The organism is Mycobacterium sp. SMC-8 (assembly GCF_025263565.1).
In the GTDB taxonomy this organism is placed as follows: domain Bacteria; phylum Actinomycetota; class Actinomycetes; order Mycobacteriales; family Mycobacteriaceae; genus Mycobacterium.
The window spans coordinates 5,744,260-5,762,088 of the sequence record NZ_CP079865.1 but is presented as its reverse complement, the minus strand read 5'-3'; the positions used below and the strand labels follow the sequence as shown (position 1 = coordinate 5,762,088).

Sequence of the window (17,829 nt, the reverse complement as noted above, 5' to 3'; positions counted from 1 at the left end):
GACTTTCATGAGTATCGAGGTCTCGAACGAATCCGGTGTCGATGTCTCCGAAGAGGAGCTCATCAGCGTCGCCCGGTTCGTGATCCGCAAGATGGACGTCAACCCCGCCGCGGAACTGTCGATGGTGCTGCTCGACACCGCGGCCATGGCCGATCTGCACATGCGTTGGATGGATCTGCCGGGGCCCACCGACGTGATGAGCTTCCCGATGGACGAGCTGGAACCCGGGGGGCGGCCGGACGCGCCCGAACCCGGTCCCTCGATGCTCGGTGACATCGTGCTGTGCCCGGAGTTCGCCGCCAAGCAGGCCGCCGACGCGGGCCACACGCTCGGTCAGGAACTCGCCCTGCTGACCGTGCACGGAGTGCTTCACCTGCTCGGCTACGACCACGCCGAACCCGACGAGGAAAAAGAGATGTTCGCGCTGCAGCGCCAACTGCTCGAGGAGTGGGTCGCCGACCAGGTGCAGGCGTATCACCAGGACCGGCAGACCGAGAAAGACCGCCGGCTGCTGGACAAGTCGCGCTACTTCGACGATGTGAACTACGGCGACGATGTGAACTACGGCGACGATGTGAACTACGGCGCCGACGTGAACCCCGGCGACACTCCGTGAGCCCGGCCGGCCAACTGATCAGCGCCATCGTGCTGATCTTTCTGGGCGGACTGTTCGCTGCGATGGACGCGGCGCTGAGCACGGTGTCGATGGCCCGTGTCGAGGAGCTGGTCCGCGAGGAACGGCCGGGTGCGGTGCGCCTGGCCCGGGTGATGGCCGAGCGGCCGCGCTACATCAACCTCATCGTGCTGCTGCGCATCACCTGTGAGGTGAGTGCGACGGTGCTGCTGGCGGCGTTCCTCGACGGAACCCTGGGCGTGACCTGGGGGCTGGTGGCTGCGGCGGCGATCATGGCGGTCATCAGCTTCGTCGCGGTGGGGGTCGGCCCCCGGACACTGGGCCGGCAGAACGCCTACACCATCGCGTTGATGACGGCGCTTCCGCTGCAGGCGATCTCGGTGCTGCTGTTGCCGGTGAGCCGGTTGCTGGTGTTGATCGGTAACGCGCTGACCCCCGGCCGCGGCTTCCGCAACGGCCCGTTCGCCTCCGAGATCGAGCTGCGCGAGGTCGTCGACCTGGCCCAGCAGCGCGGTGTGGTGGCCGACGACGAGCGCCGGATGATCCAGTCGGTGTTCGAACTCGGCGACACCCCGGCCCGCGAGGTGATGGTCCCGCGCACCGAGATGGTGTGGATCGAGAGCGAGAAGACCGCGGGCCAGGCCACCTCGCTGGCGGTGCGCAGCGGCCACTCGCGCATCCCTGTGATCGGTGAGAACGTCGACGACGTCGTCGGGGTGGTCTACCTCAAGGACCTGGTGCAGCGCACCTATTACTCGACCAACCGCGGCCGTGACACGCCGGTCTCGGAGGTGATGCGCAAGCCCACCTTCGTGCCGGACTCCAAGCCGCTCGACGAGTTGCTGCGCGAGATGCAGCGCGACCGCGTCCACATGGTGCTGCTGGTCGACGAATACGGTGCGATCGCCGGGCTGGTGACGATCGAGGACGTGCTGGAGGAAATCGTCGGGGAGATCGCCGACGAGTACGACACCGACGAGGTCGCCCCGGTCGAGGACCTCGGCGACGGGCAGTATCGGGTGTCAGCCCGCCTGTCGATCGAAGACCTCGGCGAGCTCTACGACCTGGAGTTCGACGAGAACCTCGACGTCGACACCGTCGGCGGGTTGGTCGCCCTGGAACTGGGCCGCGTCCCGCTGCCGGGCGCCGAGGTGACCTGGGACGGGCTGCGACTTCGGGCCGAGGGCGGGCCGGACCCGCGCGGCCGGGTGCGGGTGGGCACCGTATTGGTCAGTCCTGTCGAAGCACAGCCGGAGAACGCGGAAGGACACGAATGAGCGCGCTCGAACCCGAGGACGCCAAGCTGGTGGTGCTGGCCCGGGGTGCGATGGGCCGGGCCGAGGCGGGCAGCGGGGCCGCGGTACGCGACGCCGACGGCCGCACCTACGCCGGAGCGCCCGTCGCCCTCGACTCCCTGCGCCTGACGGCTCTGCAGGCGGCCGTCGCGGCGGCGGTGTCCAGCGGCGCCACCGGGCTGGAAGCCGCCGTGCTGGTGGGTGGTTCGGCCGACGACGCCGGAGTGGCCGCCGTCCGTGAGCTGTCCTGCGGTGCCGCTGTCATCGTCACCGACCGCGCGGGTAATCCGCTGTGACGGCCGACGCCGAATTCCGGTCCGGCTTCGTCTGTTTCGTTGGAAGACCCAACACCGGCAAGTCCACTCTGACCAACGCGCTCGTCGGCACCAAGGTCGCGATCACGTCGAACCGGCCGCAGACCACCCGGCACACCATCCGCGGCATCGTGCACCGCGACGAGTTCCAGATCGTGCTCGTCGACACCCCCGGTCTGCACCGTCCCCGCACACTGCTCGGTCAGCGGCTCAACGATCTGGTCAAGGACACCTATTCCGAGGTGGACGTCATCGGGCTCTGCATCCCGGCCGACGAAAAGATCGGTCCTGGTGACCGCTGGATCTACGAGCAGATCCGCGCCGTCGCCCCCAAGACCACGTTGGTGGCGATCGTGACCAAGATCGACAAGGTGTCCAAGGACCGCATCGCCGAGCAGCTGCTCGCGGTCAGTGAACTGGTCGGGCCGGACACCGAGATCGTCCCCGTCTCAGCGACTTCGGGAACACAGCTCGATGTGCTCACCGATGTGCTCGCCGCGCAGTTGCCTGCAGGCCCGGCGTTCTATCCCGACGGTGAGCTCACCGATGAACCCGAGGAAGTGCTGATGGCCGAACTCATCCGGGAGGCCGCGCTGGAGGGGGTGCGCGACGAGCTGCCGCACTCGCTGGCGGTGGTGATCGAGGAGGTCGAGCGCAGACCGGGCCGCCCGGAGGACGATCCGCTCATGGACGTGCACGCCATTCTCTACGTCGAACGCGACAGTCAGAAGGGCATCGTGATCGGTAAGGGCGGGGCCCGGCTGCGCGAGGTCGGCACGGCCGCGCGCACTCAGATCGAGAAGCTGCTCGGCACCAAGGTCTTTCTCGATCTGCGCGTCAAGATCGCGAAGAACTGGCAGCGCGATCCCAAACAGCTTGGCAGGCTTGGCTTTTAGCTAGCGAGGCTGGCCGTACACCGCGACCACCACGGTGCGGTCCAGGCTGTTCTCCGACCACACCCCGATCTCGGTGTTTGCGCAATTGCTCATGATCGCCATGTAGTCGGGCCGGTAGTACCACTGGTTGAGGATCTCGATGCCGCTGATCGCCAGTGCCGGGTTGATCGCGACGGTTTCGGCGGCGGTGCCGACGAACCCGGCACGGTTGGCGCGGTCCTGCACGGTGGATCCGTCGGAACCGATGTCGCCGCTCAGTGCCCGGTTGCGCAGGACGTCGTTGGTGTGCCACTGCGCGGCCAACTGCAGCTGCGGGTTGATCTTGATCTCGGTGCCGCAGTTGTTGTTCTTCTGGATCGTGTAGACGTTGACGACGACGCTCTCGTTGAGGCGCCGGTTGTCGGCCTGGGCCACGGGCATCGCCGCCACGGCCGCGCCGACCACCACGAGGGCGGGCAGCGCGCGCGCGAGCCTGCAGACGATCACAGAGCGCAGGTTACGCGACCTGACCGGTGACCGGGTCCGGAGCCGCGATTTTCGGTGTCTCCGCCGGGGCTTGGGGCGTCCACCAGTCCTCTGGCTGATGAGCGGCCCAGCCGTTGAGGGCCTCCAGCGCGGCGGCCAGCGACACCAGAAGCGGTTCGCTGTTGGCCGGGCCCATCAACTGCACCCCGATCGGCAGGCCGTCGGAGGTGAAGCCGGCGGGCACGTTGATCGACGGCCAGCCCAACAGGTTCCACGGCCACGTCACCGGGCACGCCTTGATCATCGTCCGGTCGGTGCCCAGGCCGCCGAGGCCGTCGAACGTGTGCACTTTCGGCGGCGGCAGCGCGGTGGTCGGGGCCAGGACGACATCGGCGAGGTTGAAGATCCAGCCGATGTGCTGTTGGGTCTGTGCTTCCCGGGCGCGGGCCTTGCGCAGCACGTTCTGCGACAGCAGCCAGCCCATCCGCGCGTTGGAGCGGGTGCGTCCGTCCCACCGCACGCCCTGACCCATCCGATCCATCCACTCCGGAATGCCGGATGTCGAGCGGGCGAGGAAGTTCCACGACATCCGCAGGTTGTAGTCGGGGTCGGCGGCGACGATGGTGTGACCCAGCTGGGTGAGCTGGTCGGCGACGGTGTCGAGTGCGGCACCGATCTCCGGGTGCAGGGCCGCGCGGAACACCGTGAACGGGAACTTCGTGGACTTTGCGATACGCAGCGGTCCGGGCGCCCGCGAGACGTAGTCCGATACCCGCACCGGCGGCGGGGTGTGCAGGTCGCCGGGCGCATTGCCCGAGGCGGCATCGAGCAGCAGCGCGGCGTCGGAGACGGTGCGCGCGAGCACCCCGTTGACGGTGATCCCGTTGAACGCCTCGGCCAACGGCGACGTCGAGATGCGTCCGCGTTGAGGTTTGATGCCGACCAGGTGCGTCCACGCCGCGGGGATCCGGACGCTGCCGGCGCCGTCGGAACCGATCGCGGCGGCGACCAGACCGGCCGCCACCGCCGCGGCGCTGCCGCCCGACGACCCGCCCGGGGTGTGCTCCCGTGACCACGGATTGCGGGTGTGTCCGAATGCCGGCCCGCTGGTGAACGGCCACTGGCCGAGTTCGCAGGTGTTGGTCTTACCGACGATCACCGCGCCGGCGGCGCGCAGCCGGCGCACCACCTCCGCGTCGGCCGCGGCGGGACGGACCTCGCCGTCGGCGCCGAACCGGGTCGGCACGCCGGCCACGTCGACGTCGTCCTTGACCGCGATCGGAATGCCGAGAAGCGGATACCGCGACAGGTCCACGCCGGCCGCACGGGTGCGGTCGGCTTCGGCCGCGTCGGCCAGCGCCTGCTCGGCCAGCACCACCCGGAACGCGTTCAGCGTGGGCTGGCTCGCCTCGATGGCCTCCAGCGAGCGGGTCACCAGGTCGACCGAGGTGGCGGTGCCGCTGGCGAGCTGGAACAACTGGTTGCCCAGGGTGGGGAAGCGGCGCGGGGAAGCAGTGGAGACGGGGCGGGAAGGGCTGGAGGAATCGGTGTCGGCCATCACGTACGAGAATATCGGCGCTGCGAACCGGAAATCGTCCCCCGGCAGTGGGAGACTGGGCCGATGCGTCTGTACCGGGACCGGGCGGTGGTGCTGCGTCAGCACAAGCTCGGCGAAGCCGACCGGATCGTGAGTCTGCTCACTCGCGATCACGGTCTGGTGCGGGCGGTGGCCAAGGGCGTGCGGCGCACCCGCAGCAAGTTCGGTGCGCGGCTGGAACCGTTCGCGCACATCGATGTTCAGCTGCACCCGGGCCGGAATCTGGACATCGTCACCCAGGTCCAGGCCATCGACGCGTTCGCCTCCGACATCGTCAGCGACTACGGCCGCTACACCTGTGCCTGCGCGATGCTGGAGACCGCCGAGCGGATCGCGGGGGAGGAGCGCGCCCCGGTGCCGGCGCTGCACAGACTCACCGTGTCCGCGCTGCGCGCGGTGGCCGACGCCACCCGTCCCCGCGAACTCGTCCTCGACGCCTATCTGCTGCGCGCGATGGGGGTCGCGGGGTGGGCGCCGGCGTTGACCGAGTGCGCGCGGTGCGCGGCTCCGGGCCCGCACCGGGCGTTCCATGTCGGCGCGGGCGGAAGCGTGTGTGTGCACTGCCGGCCGTCCGGGTCGGTGACCCCGCCCCAAGGCGTGCTGGATCTGATGGCCGCGCTCTACGAAGGCGACTGGGAGCACGCGCAGATCTCCACCCCGGCGCACCGCAGTCAGGCCAGCGGGTTGGTGGCCGCCCATCTGCAATGGCATCTGGAACGGCAGTTGCGGACTTTGCCCCTGGTGGAGCGTGTCTACCGGGCAGAGCGGATGGCTGCCGGCGGCATCAGGCAGGATGTTGCGCATGGCAACCAAGCGGAAGAAGGGCTACCCGCAGCTGCCCCCGGCGCCTGACGACTATCCGACCTTCCCGGACAAGTCGACCTGGCCGGTCGTCTTCCCCGAGCTGCCCCCGCACACCAACGGCAAATTCGCCCGGCCGCCGCAGCACACCTCCAAGGAGGCCGCGCCGCAGATCCCGGCCGGTCAGGTGCCCAACCACGTCGCCGTCGTGATGGACGGCAACGGACGCTGGGCCACCCAGCGCGGTCTGGGGCGCACCGAGGGCCACAAGATGGGCGAGGCGGTGCTGATCGACATCACCTGCGGAGCGATCGAGATCGGCATCAAGCACCTCACCGTGTACGCGTTCTCCACCGAGAACTGGAAGCGCAGCACCGAAGAGGTCCGCTTCCTGATGGGGTTCAACCGGGAAGTGGTGCGCCGCCGCCGCGAGAACCTCAACGACATGGGTGTGCGGATGCGCTGGGTGGGATCGCGGCCCCGAATGTGGCGCAGCGTGATCAAGGAGTTCGACATCGCCGAGCAGATGACCGTCGACAACGACGTCATCACGATCAACTACTGCGTCAACTACGGGGGCCGCACCGAGATCGTCGAGGCGGCGCGCGAACTCGCGCAAGAGGCCGTCGACGGCAGGATCAACCCGGCCCGGATCAGCGAGGCCGCGTTCGCCAAGCACCTGCACCGGGCCGACATCCCCGACGTCGACCTGTTCATCCGCACCTCCGGTGAGCAGCGGGCCAGCAACTTCCTGCTGTGGCAGGCCGCCTACGCCGAATACGTCTTCCAGGACAAGCTGTGGCCGGACTACGACCGCCGCGACCTGTGGGCCGCGTGCGAGGAGTACGTCAACCGCAACCGGCGCTTCGGGCGCGCCTAGGAGCCTGATGGAACTGTCGGAGCGCCTGGCGGTCGTGCTGGCCGAGATCCTTCCCGTGACCCGCGAGGACGACGGCGCGCTGACGGTGCAGCACGACGGGACGTTCGCGTCGCTGCGGGTGGTCACCATCGCCAAGGACCTCGACCTGGTGGCGCTGACCCAGGTGCTGGCGTGGGACCTGCCGCTGGACAACAAGATTCGCGCCAAGGTGGCCAAGCATGCGCACGACACGCTGCTGGGCACGGTGTCTCTGGTCGAGAAGATCGGCGCTGCGCGGGGCAACGCCAAGAAGACCGGTGACGTGCTGTTGCGCTACAACTTTCCGGCCGCCGGACTCACTGACGACGCGCTGCGGACGCTGGTGCTGATGGTGCTGTCCACCGGGAGCGACGTGCGACAGGCCCTTACGGGCTAGGGTCGCGGACATGCGCATCGCCATGATCGTAGTCGGTGTCGTCGTCGCGCTGTTCGGCCTGCTGTTCGCCCTGCAGGGGTTCGGCGCGGTGCAGGGGAGCCCGATGAGCAGCACCACGACCTGGTCTGTACTCGGACCGATCATCGCGATCGGCGGTGTCCTCATCGCCGTTGCCGGCGCGCGACGGAAGCGGCGTTAGTTCCCGTCTGCGCAGTCGCTGCAGACCCCGAAGATCTCGATGGTGTGGCTGACGTCGGAGAAACCGTGCTCGCGGGCGACCTCGGCGGCCCACGTCTCGACCTGACCGCCCTGGATCTCGACGGTCGAACCGCAGGCGCGGCAGACCAGGTGATGGTGGTGGTGCTCGGAGCAGCGCCGGTACACCGATTCGCCGGTGTCGGTGCGAAGCGTGTCGACCGCGCCGGCCGCCGCCATCTGCTGCAGCGTGCGGTACACCGTGGTCAAACCGATGCCCTCGCCGCGGCGGCGGAGCTCGTCGTGAAGTTCCTGGGCGGAGCGGAAGTCGTCGATGTTCTCCAGCAGTGCCGAGATGGCGGCGCGCTGCCGGGTGGAGCGGATCACGCCCGTCATTGCGGCTCCTCGGCGGTGTGCGAGACCGCGGCGACCACAATCTCGGCCAGGTGATCGTCGACCAGTCGGTACAACACTTCCCGTCCCGACCGGGAGCCCTCCACCACGCCGGCCGACTTCAGGATGCGAAGGTGCTGGCTGACCAGGGGCTGCGGCACGTCCAGCGCGTCGACCAGTTCGTGGACGCAGCGCGCCTCTTCACGCAGCTGCAGCACGATGGCGATGCGTACAGGTGCGGCCAGGGCGCGCAGCAGATCCCCGGCCGAGTCGAGGACCGCGCGGGCCGGCATCTCGGCCGGCGGAGTCCCGGCATGGATGTGCAAGTCGGGCACACTTGCCGTAGTGGAAACGGTTTTCATTAGGTGTCACGATACATGCACGACCGCGCATGTCAATGGGGGATGTGACGCGGGCGTCACCGGTGACCTCGCTACGCTGTCAATCCGTGGCTCCGTCTTCGATCATCGACACCGTTGCGAACCTGGCCAAGCGGCGCGGGCTGGTGTTCCAGTCCGGCGAGATCTACGGCGGCACCAAGTCCGCCTGGGATTACGGGCCGCTGGGCGTCGAGCTCAAGGAGAACATCAAGCGGCAGTGGTGGAAGTCGGTGGTCACCGGCCGCGACGACGTCGTCGGCCTGGACAGCGCGATCATCCTGCCGCGTCAGGTGTGGGTGGCCTCCGGCCACGTCGACGTGTTCAACGATCCGCTGGTGGAATGCCTGAACTGCCACAAGCGCCACCGGCAGGACCACATGCAGGAGGCGTACGCCGAGAAAAAGGGGATCAGTGACCCCGACTCGGTGCCGATGAGCGACATCGTCTGCCCGGACTGCGGCACCAAGGGGCAGTGGACCGAGCCGCGTGACTTCAACATGATGCTCAAGACCTATCTCGGCCCGATCGAATCCGAGGAGGGTCTGCACTATCTGCGACCGGAGACCGCGCAGGGCATCTTCGTCAACTTCGCCAACGTGGTCACCACCGCGCGCAAGAAGCCGCCGTTCGGTATCGGGCAGATCGGCAAGAGCTTCCGCAACGAGATCACCCCGGGCAACTTCATCTTCCGCACCCGCGAGTTCGAGCAGATGGAGATGGAGTTCTTCGTCGAGCCGTCGACCGCCCCCGAGTGGCATCAGTACTGGATCGACACCCGGCTGCAGTGGTACGTCGACCTCGGCATCGATCGCGACAACCTGCGGCTCTTCGAGCATCCCAAGGACAAGCTGTCGCACTACTCCGACGGCACCACCGACATCGAGTACAAGTTCGGTTTCGCCGGTAACCCGTGGGGCGAGCTGGAGGGTATCGCGAACCGCACCAACTTTGACTTGTCCACGCACGCAAAGCATTCCGGCGTGGATCTGTCGTTCTACGATCAGGCCAGCGACACCCGCTACGTGCCGTACGTGATCGAGCCGGCAGCGGGCCTGACGCGTTCGCTGATGGCGTTCTTGGTCGATGCCTACACCGAGGATGAGGCTCCCAACGCCAAGGGCGGCGTCGACAAGCGCACGGTACTGCGGCTGGATCCGCGCCTGGCGCCGGTCAAGGCCGCGGTGCTGCCGTTGTCGCGCCATGCCGACCTGTCGCCGAAGGCGCGTGATCTGGCCGCAGAGTTACGCCAGAGCTGGAACGTCGAGTTCGACGACGCCGGCGCGATCGGACGCCGCTACCGCCGCCAGGACGAGATCGGCACCCCGTACTGCATCACGGTCGACTTCGATTCGCTGGAGGACCACGCGGTCACGATCCGCGAGCGCGACGCGATGACCCAGGAGCGGGTGGCAATCTCTGAGGTGTGGAACTACCTCGCGGTGCGCCTCAAGGGCAGCTGAGGCTTTTGGCGCGAGCGTGCGTGTCTGTGGCGGACACGCCGTCGAAATCACGAAGTTCACGCACGCTCAGGCCGCCATCCGCCGCATCAACGCGTTCTCGATGCGCCGCACCATGACCGCAGGGTGGTTGCGGACGTCGTCGGACACCACCGACAGCATGCTCCAGCCGATCTCCTGGAGTGCGGCTCGTTTCTGACGGTCCCGGGCGAACCGCTCCGGGTCGCTGTGCCAGTCGAACCCGTCGTACTCGACCGCGAGACTGGCGTCCGGCCAGGCGAAGTCGACGCGCCACATCCGCCAACTGCGGTCGACGAGCTCGTGCTGCAACAGGGGTGCGGGCAGCCGGCCGTCGATCATGGCCAGCCTCGCCTCGCTCTCCATCGGCGATTCGGCCCGAGGGTCTGCCAACGGGATGAGGTCACGCACCGCCACGATGCCGCGCCGACCGGCCTGCGCCTTGGCAGCGACCGTCAGCTCCCGCCGGTCGCAGCTTCTACTGCGTAGCGCCGCGTCCAGCGTCACCAACGCCCGTGGCCGCCGGAGGGACCGTGCCACCTCGACGGCGGTCCACGCCGCTGCAGTCGCCGGGCGGCCGTCCGCCACGCTCAACGGGGCACCGTCACGCCGGTGAACGACGAGGCCGTCGCAGTTGCGCAGTTGGTGTCTCGGCGGATTGAGCGCATGGATGTCCCGGGTGTCCTCGGTGTCGAAGCCGTACGCGGCGGCCGCGGTGCCGAGACATATCGCGACGGGCTCGCCGGCCCGCAGGTCGAGGCCGCGCAGCCTTGTCATCGTGTCCGGTTCCACCCGGCTGTACACGCCGGGCCACACCTTGATCAGACGGCCGTCGCGGATCTCGATGTCCAGCCGACTGCGGCTGCAGAAATGCAGCAGCTGGCCGGATGTCGCGACGCCCCCCTGCGCGTCGAAGAGCTCGTCGAACGCGTTCATGGTCACGATCGTCAGCCGGCGACCCGGCTTCACAGCGCGCCGGGCTGCCCGCCTGTGGATGAAATCGCGGTTGGGGATGAACAGCGCCCGACGAGCGTGCGTGAAGTTCGGATAAGTGGCGGCGTGGCGCCCGCAGACACGCACGCTCGCGGGCGAGGCGACGAGGGCGGTTAGAAGCGGCCGCCACCTCCGCTGAAGCCGCCGCCGCCGAAGCCCCCACCGCCGCTGAAACCGCCGCCGAAGCCGCCTCCGCCGAACCCACCACGCAGCGCGCCCGAGAGCAGGTTGCCGATCAGGATGCCGCCGATCACCGCGCCCATCTGACCGCCCCCGCCCCCGCCACCGCCGTACGGGCCGTTGAAATGCCGCTGCGCGGCGGTGACGTCCGAGTTGGCCAGCGACTGGGCCTGCGCGGCGAGCATCGCTGCGCCGTTGGCGTGGGCGATGGCCTCGTTCAAGTTCGTCTCGCGCTTGTCGCGAGCGGCCTGCAACTGCCGCACCGCCTCCGCGAGCCGGGTCCGCGCCTCCGGCCCGACCGCCCCGCGTCGGGTGTCGATGTAATCCGACACCGCCCTCACCCGCGACTGCGCGTTGAACAGCGCCTGGTCGAAGGTCCGGCTGAGCCTCTCGATGGTCTCGCGCTCCTGCGCGACCTCGGCAAGCAGCCGGTCGAGTTCCGCGTCGGCTTGGGTGAGCTGGGTGAACGCACCGAGAGGATCGCTGCTGCCGGTGCTTTGCGCGTGCGAAACCGCTTGCACGGCAGCATCCCTGGCCGCGCTCAGCTCGGTGGCCACCGCGACGTTGCCCTGCCCCAGCTGCGCCCCGGCCTGTTTGATGCCGTTCTGAATGTCGGCGATGACGGCGGGTAGGCCGGTCACCGCCCGGTTGATGTCAGTGGACGCGCTGTCGACCGCGTCGAGCAGGGTGCGGGCCTGTCCGAGCGCGGCCTCCGCGGCGTGGATGGCGTCGACCAGGCCGCCCTGCTTGTCGGCGGGCCGGGACACCAGTCCCCGGGCCGTGCCGATGCTCTCGTCGGCGAATGCCAGCCGCTGCCGGGCCTCGTCGATGTTGTCGGCCACCGAAACCAGTGCGGTGTCGGCGAACTGGGACTTCAGGTGCTCCAGGGTCTGTTCGGCCGGTGTCAGCCGGGCGGTCAGGTCGACCATCTGCTGGGTCAGGGTGTCCAGCCTGCTGGGCGCGTTGATCACCAGATCCCGCAGTTGCGCGAACGCCTCCCGCTGCGCTTCGAGTTCCTGGTCGGCCTTCGCCGCGGCGACGATGACGCGGGTGAGCAGATCGCGGCGCTGCATCGGGGTCTCCGGCACCGCGTCGTCGAGGATGTGCCGCACGTTGAGCGCCTGGGCCAGCGTGGTTTTCGCGTTGGCCACCGCCCGGGTGAACGCCGCGGTGTCGTGCTCGCCGAACTCCTCGACGGCCAGCGCCAATTCGCTCTCGCTGGTGCGCACCTCGTTGTCCACGTCGACGACGATCTTGCGGGACAGGTCGTCGAGTGCATCCAGCGGGACCGACGCCAGCGCGTTCGGGTCCGACGGGTCCACCCGCTGGGCCGCCTCGAATTCGGCCTTGCGGCGCTTGCGCCGGCGGCGGCGCTGCCACACCACCAACAGTGCCAGCGCCAGCGCGATGACGGCCAGGGCGACCAGCACGCCGACCCAGCTGACCGAACCGCCGCCACCGCCGGCCAGTCCCTCGGCGGCCGCGACGGCCGCGCCGGCCCAGTCGCCGTTGCGCAGCAGTGGTTCGACGTCGTTGGTCCGGACCTTATCCACGTCGACACCGCGCACCGCGTCGGTCGGCGCCAGCAGCGCGTAGGCCCGGTCGACGGTCGCCACCGCCAGGATCGCGTCCCGGTCGCCGAGATCGCTGCGCTGGTAAGTGGTCTGGGCCCACGTCTGCGCGTCCTGGCCGGAGAAGTCCTCGACAAACACCACCCACAGCCGGAGGCGCTTCTCGTTGTACAGCCGGTCGATCGCGGCCTGCACCTCGGCTTTCCCGGCCGCGTCGAGCGCGCCGGCATTGTCGGTCAGGTAGGTGGGCAGCCGCAGCGGCGGCTCGGCGGCGGCCCCGGGGGCGCAGAGAAGCCCCAAGGTCAGGATGGCGAGCAGCATGGTCAGCAGGCGGGCGACGCGCATGTCCGCCAATGTAGTGCGGCACACCCGGACGGCTGCGTTTACCGGGTGATCACCCCTGGCAGACTGTGCTTCGGTGAGCCCACGACTGCAGGACAGCTACGACGCGTTCGACCGCCAGCGCTTGGTGGCCGAACCGGCGAAGAGCGCCGGCCTGCCCGGGACCGACACCGAGCACCGCTCCGACTTCGCGCGTGACCGGGCCCGCGTCCTGCACTGTGCCGCGCTGCGCCGGCTCGCCGACAAGACCCAGGTGGTGGGCCCGCGCGACGGTGAGACGCCGCGCACCCGGTTGACGCATTCGCTGGAGGTGGCCCAGATCGGCCGCGGGATGGCGATCGGTCTGGGATGCGATCCGGACCTCGTGGATCTCGCCGGTCTGGCGCACGACATCGGCCACCCGCCCTACGGGCACAACGGGGAACGCGCCCTCGACGAGATCGTCAAGGCCTTCGGCGGTTTCGAGGGCAACGCCCAGAACTTCCGCATCCTGACCCGGCTCGAGCCCAAGGTGCTCGACGAGCACGGGCGCAGCGCCGGCCTGAACCTGACCCGGGCATCGCTGGACGCGGTGGCGAAGTACCCGTGGTCCCGTGAGGGCGGCCGCCGCAAGTTCGGGTTCTACGGCGACGACATGGCCGCAGCGCAGTGGGTGCGCGAGGGCGCACCCGCCCGGCAGCCGTGCCTGGAGGCGCAGGTGATGGACTGGGCCGACGACGTGGCCTACTCGGTGCACGACGTCGAGGACGGTGTCATCTCCGGCCGCATCGACCTGCGGGTGCTGGCCGACGCCGACGCCGCCGCCTCGCTGGCCCACGTCGGCGCCCAGTCGTTTCCGTCGCTGACCCCCGACGATCTGATGGAGGCCGCCGCGCGGCTCTCGCAGGTGCCGGTGGTGGCGGCGGTGGGCAAGTTCGACGGCACCCTGTCCGCGTCGGTGGCGCTCAAGACGTTGACCAGTGAGTTGGTCGGACGGTTCGCCAACGCCGCGTTGACCGCCACCCGCGAGGTTGCCGGCCCCGGGCGGTTGCGCCGTTTCGACGCCGAGCTGGCGGTGCCCAGCCTGGTGCGCGCCGAGGTGGCGCTGCTCAAGACCCTCGCGTTGCAGTTCATCATGTCCGACCACCGGCACCTCCAGATCCAGGCCGATCAGCGCAACCGGATCCACGAGGTGGCGCTGGCGCTGTGGGGGCAGGCGCCGGGCAGCCTGGACCCCCAGTTCGCGGCGGAGTTCGCCGCGGCCCCCGACGACGGCGCTCGCCTGCGGGTGGTTATCGACCAGATCGCCTCCTACACCGAGGGGCGACTGGAACGAGTGCACGAAGCGCGCTCGCCCCGGCCTCTAGACTGAGCGGGTGGCGGCCGAAGCGACTCGAGGACGGGGCAGGATCCCCGACCGCGACATCGCCGCCATTCGTGAACGCGTCAACATCGAGGACGTCGTCGGCGACTACGTGCAGCTGCGCCGGGCGGGCGCCGACTCGCTGAAGGGGCTGTGTCCGTTCCACGACGAGAAGTCCCCGTCGTTCCACGTGCGTCCCAACCACGGCCACTTCCACTGCTTCGGCTGTGGCGAGGGCGGCGACGTCTACGCGTTCTTGCAGAAGATCGAGCACGTCAGCTTCGTGGAGTCCGTCGAGTTGCTCGCCGACCGCGTCGGCTACACCGTCACCTACACCGGCGGCGCGAACACCAACGTCCAGCGCGACCGGGGGAGCCGCAGCAGGCTGCTGGCCGCCAACGCGGCCGCCCAGGAGTTCTACGCCGAACAGCTTCAGAGCGACGAGGCCGCGCCGGCGCGCCAGTACCTGCTCGACCGCAACTTCGACGCGGCGGCGGCCACCACGTTCGGTTGCGGTTTCGCGCCGTCGGGTTGGGACACGCTGACAAAACACCTGCGGCGCTTGGGCTTCGAGTTCAAGGAGCTGGAGGCCGCCGGACTCTCGAGAGAGGGCCGGCGCGGCCCGATGGACCGCTTCCACCGCCGGTTGCTGTGGCCGATCCGGGCCAGCGGCGGCGAGGTCATCGGGTTCGGGGCCCGGCGCATCTTCGACGACGACCCGATGGAAGCCAAGTACGTCAACACCCCCGAGACCGTGCTGTACAAGAAGTCCTCGGTGCTGTTCGGGCTCGACCTGGCCAAGCGGGACATCGCCAAGTCGCACCGTGCGGTGGTGGTCGAGGGCTACACCGATGTGATGGCCATGCACCTGGCCGGGGAGACCACCGCCGTCGCGTCGTGCGGCACCGCGTTCGGCGACAGCCACCTCGCGCTGCTGCGCCGGCTGATGATGGACGACAACTGGTACCGCGGCGAATTGATCTTCGTGTTCGACGGCGACGCCGCGGGGCAGGCCGCCGCATTGAAGGCGTTCGACGGGGACCAGCAAGTGGCCGGAAAGTCCTTCGTCGCCGTCGCCGCCGACGGGATGGACCCGTGTGACCTGCGGTTGCGCTCCGGCGACGGTGCGCTGCGTGACCTGGTGGCGCGCCGTATCCCGATGTTCGAGTTCGCCGTCCGCAGCCTGATCCCGGCCGGCGACGTCCTGGACAACGACCCGCAGGCCAAGGTTGACGCGCTGCGCCAATGTGTCCCGCTGGTGGCCCGGATCCGCGACTACGCGCTACGCGACGAGTACGCGAGGCGCCTCGCGGGATGGACAGGCTGGAACGACGAGGGACAGGTGCTCAGCCGCGTGCGTGAGGAGGCGACCAGGCGGGGCATGCCCGAACGCTCCCGCCGCCGTGGAGCCGCCGCCGAGCAGGCGCCGAACGCCCGGAGCGCGGCCGCCCCGCAGATGGCCAGGCCGGACCCTGCCGATCCGGCGTTGTGGCCGCAGCGCGAAGCCCTGAAGTCGGCGCTGCAGTACCCGGCGCTGGCCGGGCCGGTGTTCGACTCGCTGGCCGCGGACAGCTTCACCCATCCCGGCTACGCCGCGGTGCGCGCGGCCGTCGAGGCCGCCGGCGGCACCGGTTCAGGCATCACCGGCGCACAGTGGATCGAGAGGGTGCGCGAGCGGGTGGCCGGCCCGGAGACGGCGAGCCTGGTCAACGAACTCGGCGTGGAGGCCATCAACGCCGACGACGAGCGGCTGCCGCGCTACATCGGCGGCGTGCTGGCCCGCCTGCAGGAGGTGTGGATCGGCAGGCAGATCGCCGAGGTGAAGTCGAAACTGCAGCGGATGTCGCCGGTGGAGCAGGGCGACGAATACCACGCGCTGTTCGGGGACCTCGTGGCGATGGAGGCCTACCGGCGCAGCCTGCTGGAACAGGCCAGCGGTAACGACCTGACTGCGTGATGCCGATACGCGGGTTATGGTGGTCGCGTTGAACCGTCGGGGAGAAGGTGGGTTGTGATGGGCAGGATCCAGGGCAACAGGATGCGGCTGATCGCCGGGGCCATCGCCGCCGCCGCGGTCGCCGTCCCTCTCTACGCGGTCGCCGGCGTGAACGCCGCGGAGGCCAACGCCGGGCCGCGCTGCCTGGCGTGGTTCGGCAACAAGGAGGACGGCAACTGCCTGTCCTACTCCAACGGTTCAGGCGCCACGATCGGCACCCCGCAGATCGGTTTCGGTGACAACGGCTTCGGTTTCTACACCGGCCCGCTGCTGCCGGGCACCACGATCAGTCAGGGCATCGGCGGCAACTAGGGGTTCTTCCTCACCAACGGCTCCGGCTCGAGAACCTCGGTGCCGGAGTCGATGCGTGTCAACTTCACCATCGCCGGGTCGGGGGACACCCGCTCGGCGATTTTGCGTCGCCCGGCTTCGATGACGGCCTTGGCCGCCGGGCTGCCGGTGACGGCCCGGTAGGTGCCCGCGATCTGCTCGAAACGCCGCCGGCCGGCCTTCGTTCCCATCACGTAGCCGACGGCCGCTGCGGCGACATACCCGATCACAGGGCTCCTCCCGGAGGTCTCGAAGTGAGGTGACGTGTCGGGTTCCATCCTGCCTCACGACCGGCTGTACGCGCCGGGCCGGGAGCGCATTGGCACCGTCGCGCCGACGTAGGCTAGAGTGCTCTCTGGCCCGCGGCGCAGACCGCGGGAGGGCAATCCCCTGTAGCTCAATTGGCAGAGCATTCGGCTGTTAACCGAAGGGTTGCTGGTTCGAGTCCAGCCGGGGGAGCCATCAGTTCCCGCCCACCCGCCGGGGCAGTTTCCCGCCCACCCGCCCGGGGCAGTTTCCCGCCCACCCGCCCGGGGGCAGTCGGCGAATCTCCTGTGGCCTCGGTGGGAACCCCCTGTCACGGCACGTCCGCACCGCAGTCGGGTGGATACGCTCCTCGCACCGACGCAAGCCTCCGACACTGAGTGTCAACGGGTTTCGCGTCCTACGACGACTACGGGAGCGACGCTCGCCACCATGTCCTTCTCGCCCCCGGTGCGCGCCACGGCGCCCTGTGGTGCCGCGCCGTGGGGCGACTGCGGATAAGACGCGCGCTCAGAAGCGCTTTGACGGTTGCCCGCCGCGCCCGCATATTCTGAGGCGCATGCGAGTTGCGCGCCCTCAGGGCAGTCATGTGGCGCTGGCCGTGCTGGTCGCCGGCGTGACGGCCGCCGCCGGATGCGGCTGGAGTCCCCCGGCGCCGGCGCCGACGAGTGTGGCCGCCGACTGCGGCCCGGGCCCGACCCCGCAGGCCATCGAGTCCGAGTTGTCGCTGCTGCCGCCGGGGCCGTGGCGTGAGACCGCCCGCGGCAGCGCCGCAGACTGTCGGCTGCAGTGGGCGGTGGTGACCTCCGGCGATCAGCCCGACAGCCCGCAGCAGGTGTTGTTCTTCGACAGTGACGAGCCCGTCGGTTCACCGACGATGGACCCGCGGCCCTACATCACCGTGACCCCGCAGGGCCAGCACGACGCCGTCGTGCAGTACCAGTGGCGGCAAGGCCGGGACGAGCCGTGCTGCCCGACCGGTATCGGCACCGCCAAGGTCACACTCGAGGAGGGCAGGCTGACGGTCCTGGACCCGATACCGGGGCCCTGACGTCCGCTAGTGTCATGCGT

Annotated in this window: 20 protein-coding genes and 1 tRNA gene; 14 read left to right on the top strand and 7 right to left on the bottom strand. The window is 69.3% G+C overall.

Annotated features, from left to right (window positions below; genetic code table 11):
* Nucleotides 1–7: 7 nt before the first annotated feature.
* The 4 genes from ybeY to era are packed head-to-tail and all read left to right on the top strand — an operon-like array spanning nucleotide 8 to nucleotide 3,139.
* Nucleotides 8–616 (top strand): rRNA maturation RNase YbeY, encoded by a 609-nt coding sequence (gene ybeY / locus KXD97_RS27750; protein ID WP_260754126.1) that lies wholly within the window; start codon nucleotides 8–10, stop codon nucleotides 614–616.
* Nucleotides 613–1,911, top strand: a complete 1,299-nt coding sequence (locus KXD97_RS27745; protein ID WP_260754121.1) for a hemolysin family protein — start codon at nucleotides 613–615, stop codon at nucleotides 1,909–1,911. Before ybeY ends, KXD97_RS27745 begins: the two co-directional genes overlap by 4 nt.
* Nucleotides 1,908–2,225, top strand: a complete 318-nt coding sequence (locus KXD97_RS27740; RefSeq protein ID WP_260754119.1) for a cytidine deaminase — start codon at nucleotides 1,908–1,910, stop codon at nucleotides 2,223–2,225. The genes KXD97_RS27745 and KXD97_RS27740 overlap by 4 nt, the downstream gene beginning before the upstream one ends.
* Nucleotides 2,222–3,139 (top strand): GTPase Era, encoded by a 918-nt coding sequence (gene era / locus KXD97_RS27735; protein ID WP_260754117.1) that lies wholly within the window; start codon nucleotides 2,222–2,224, stop codon nucleotides 3,137–3,139. Before KXD97_RS27740 ends, era begins: the two co-directional genes overlap by 4 nt.
* On the opposite strand, the gene KXD97_RS27730 is transcribed toward era, so the two are convergent.
* A complete protein-coding gene (locus KXD97_RS27730; protein ID WP_260758180.1) occupies nucleotides 3,140–3,559 on the bottom strand; it encodes a CAP domain-containing protein in 420 nt (139 codons plus the stop codon). It abuts the gene before it with no gap.
* Between the two features lie 76 nt (nucleotides 3,560–3,635).
* A complete protein-coding gene (locus KXD97_RS27725) occupies nucleotides 3,636–5,162 on the bottom strand; it encodes an amidase (protein WP_260754116.1) in 1,527 nt (508 codons plus the stop codon).
* A gap of 63 nt (nucleotides 5,163–5,225) precedes the next feature.
* Between KXD97_RS27725 and recO the strand changes: the two genes are divergently transcribed.
* The 4 genes from recO to KXD97_RS27705 are packed head-to-tail and all read left to right on the top strand — an operon-like array spanning nucleotide 5,226 to nucleotide 7,496.
* Nucleotides 5,226–6,053 carry a DNA repair protein RecO gene (gene recO / locus KXD97_RS27720; protein ID WP_260754114.1) on the top strand — a complete coding sequence of 276 codons (828 nt, stop codon included), beginning with the start codon at nucleotides 5,226–5,228 and terminating at the stop codon, nucleotides 6,051–6,053.
* Nucleotides 5,995–6,882, top strand: coding sequence for a decaprenyl diphosphate synthase (locus tag KXD97_RS27715; RefSeq protein ID WP_396884582.1), 888 nt, complete (start codon nucleotides 5,995–5,997; stop codon nucleotides 6,880–6,882). Before recO ends, KXD97_RS27715 begins: the two co-directional genes overlap by 59 nt.
* Nucleotides 6,883–6,889: 7 nt before the next feature.
* Complete coding sequence (locus KXD97_RS27710) at nucleotides 6,890–7,297, top strand: hypothetical protein (RefSeq protein WP_260754108.1); 408 nt, start codon at nucleotides 6,890–6,892, stop codon at nucleotides 7,295–7,297.
* A 10-nt stretch (nucleotides 7,298–7,307) separates the two neighbouring features.
* Nucleotides 7,308–7,496: a hypothetical protein gene (locus KXD97_RS27705; RefSeq protein WP_260754106.1), complete on the top strand. Its 189-nt coding sequence runs from the start codon at nucleotides 7,308–7,310 to the stop codon at nucleotides 7,494–7,496.
* Here KXD97_RS27705 and KXD97_RS27700 read toward each other — a convergent pair.
* Both KXD97_RS27700 and KXD97_RS27695 read right to left on the bottom strand, forming a co-directional pair.
* Nucleotides 7,493–7,888, bottom strand: a complete 396-nt coding sequence (locus KXD97_RS27700; protein ID WP_260754105.1) for a Fur family transcriptional regulator — start codon at nucleotides 7,886–7,888, stop codon at nucleotides 7,493–7,495. The genes KXD97_RS27705 and KXD97_RS27700 overlap by 4 nt on opposite strands.
* Nucleotides 7,885–8,178 (bottom strand): ArsR/SmtB family transcription factor, encoded by a 294-nt coding sequence (locus tag KXD97_RS27695; RefSeq protein WP_396885533.1) that lies wholly within the window; start codon nucleotides 8,176–8,178, stop codon nucleotides 7,885–7,887. The genes KXD97_RS27700 and KXD97_RS27695 overlap by 4 nt, the downstream gene beginning before the upstream one ends.
* Nucleotides 8,179–8,282: 104 nt before the next feature.
* Between KXD97_RS27695 and KXD97_RS27690 the strand changes: the two genes are divergently transcribed.
* Nucleotides 8,283–9,725 (top strand): glycine--tRNA ligase, encoded by a 1,443-nt coding sequence (locus tag KXD97_RS27690; protein ID WP_396885531.1) that lies wholly within the window; start codon nucleotides 8,283–8,285, stop codon nucleotides 9,723–9,725.
* Nucleotides 9,726–9,791: 66 nt separating this feature from the next.
* Here KXD97_RS27690 and KXD97_RS27685 read toward each other — a convergent pair whose 3' ends face one another.
* Both KXD97_RS27685 and KXD97_RS27680 read right to left on the bottom strand, forming a co-directional pair.
* Nucleotides 9,792–10,676: a hypothetical protein gene (locus tag KXD97_RS27685; protein ID WP_260754097.1), complete on the bottom strand. Its 885-nt coding sequence runs from the start codon at nucleotides 10,674–10,676 to the stop codon at nucleotides 9,792–9,794.
* A 170-nt stretch (nucleotides 10,677–10,846) separates the two neighbouring features.
* The gene (locus KXD97_RS27680; protein WP_260754095.1) at nucleotides 10,847–12,829 is read right to left on the bottom strand and encodes a TPM domain-containing protein; all 1,983 of its coding nucleotides are present in this window, start codon (nucleotides 12,827–12,829) and stop codon (nucleotides 10,847–10,849) included.
* A gap of 73 nt (nucleotides 12,830–12,902) precedes the next feature.
* Between KXD97_RS27680 and KXD97_RS27675 the strand changes: the two genes are divergently transcribed.
* Genes KXD97_RS27675 through KXD97_RS27665 form a run of 3 tightly spaced genes read left to right on the top strand, consistent with a single transcriptional unit; the run spans nucleotide 12,903 to nucleotide 16,476 of the window.
* Nucleotides 12,903–14,177, top strand: a complete 1,275-nt coding sequence (locus tag KXD97_RS27675) for a deoxyguanosinetriphosphate triphosphohydrolase (RefSeq protein WP_260754093.1) — start codon at nucleotides 12,903–12,905, stop codon at nucleotides 14,175–14,177.
* 4 nt (nucleotides 14,178–14,181) lie between these two features.
* Nucleotides 14,182–16,125: a DNA primase gene (gene dnaG, locus KXD97_RS27670; RefSeq protein ID WP_260754089.1), complete on the top strand. Its 1,944-nt coding sequence runs from the start codon at nucleotides 14,182–14,184 to the stop codon at nucleotides 16,123–16,125.
* A gap of 57 nt (nucleotides 16,126–16,182) precedes the next feature.
* Nucleotides 16,183–16,476, top strand: coding sequence for a hypothetical protein (locus KXD97_RS27665; RefSeq protein WP_260754085.1), 294 nt, complete (start codon nucleotides 16,183–16,185; stop codon nucleotides 16,474–16,476).
* On the opposite strand, the gene KXD97_RS27660 is transcribed toward KXD97_RS27665, so the two are convergent.
* A complete protein-coding gene (locus tag KXD97_RS27660) occupies nucleotides 16,473–16,724 on the bottom strand; it encodes a hypothetical protein (protein WP_260754084.1) in 252 nt (83 codons plus the stop codon). The two genes, KXD97_RS27665 and KXD97_RS27660, sit on opposite strands and share 4 nt — an antisense overlap.
* 156 nt (nucleotides 16,725–16,880) lie before the next feature.
* Here KXD97_RS27660 and KXD97_RS27655 point away from each other — a divergent pair.
* A tRNA-Asn gene (locus tag KXD97_RS27655) sits at nucleotides 16,881–16,956 on the top strand.
* A gap of 361 nt (nucleotides 16,957–17,317) precedes the next feature.
* The gene (locus tag KXD97_RS27650; RefSeq protein WP_260754083.1) at nucleotides 17,318–17,809 is read left to right on the top strand and encodes an LppP/LprE family lipoprotein; all 492 of its coding nucleotides are present in this window, start codon (nucleotides 17,318–17,320) and stop codon (nucleotides 17,807–17,809) included.
* Nucleotides 17,810–17,829 lie beyond the last annotated feature (20 nt).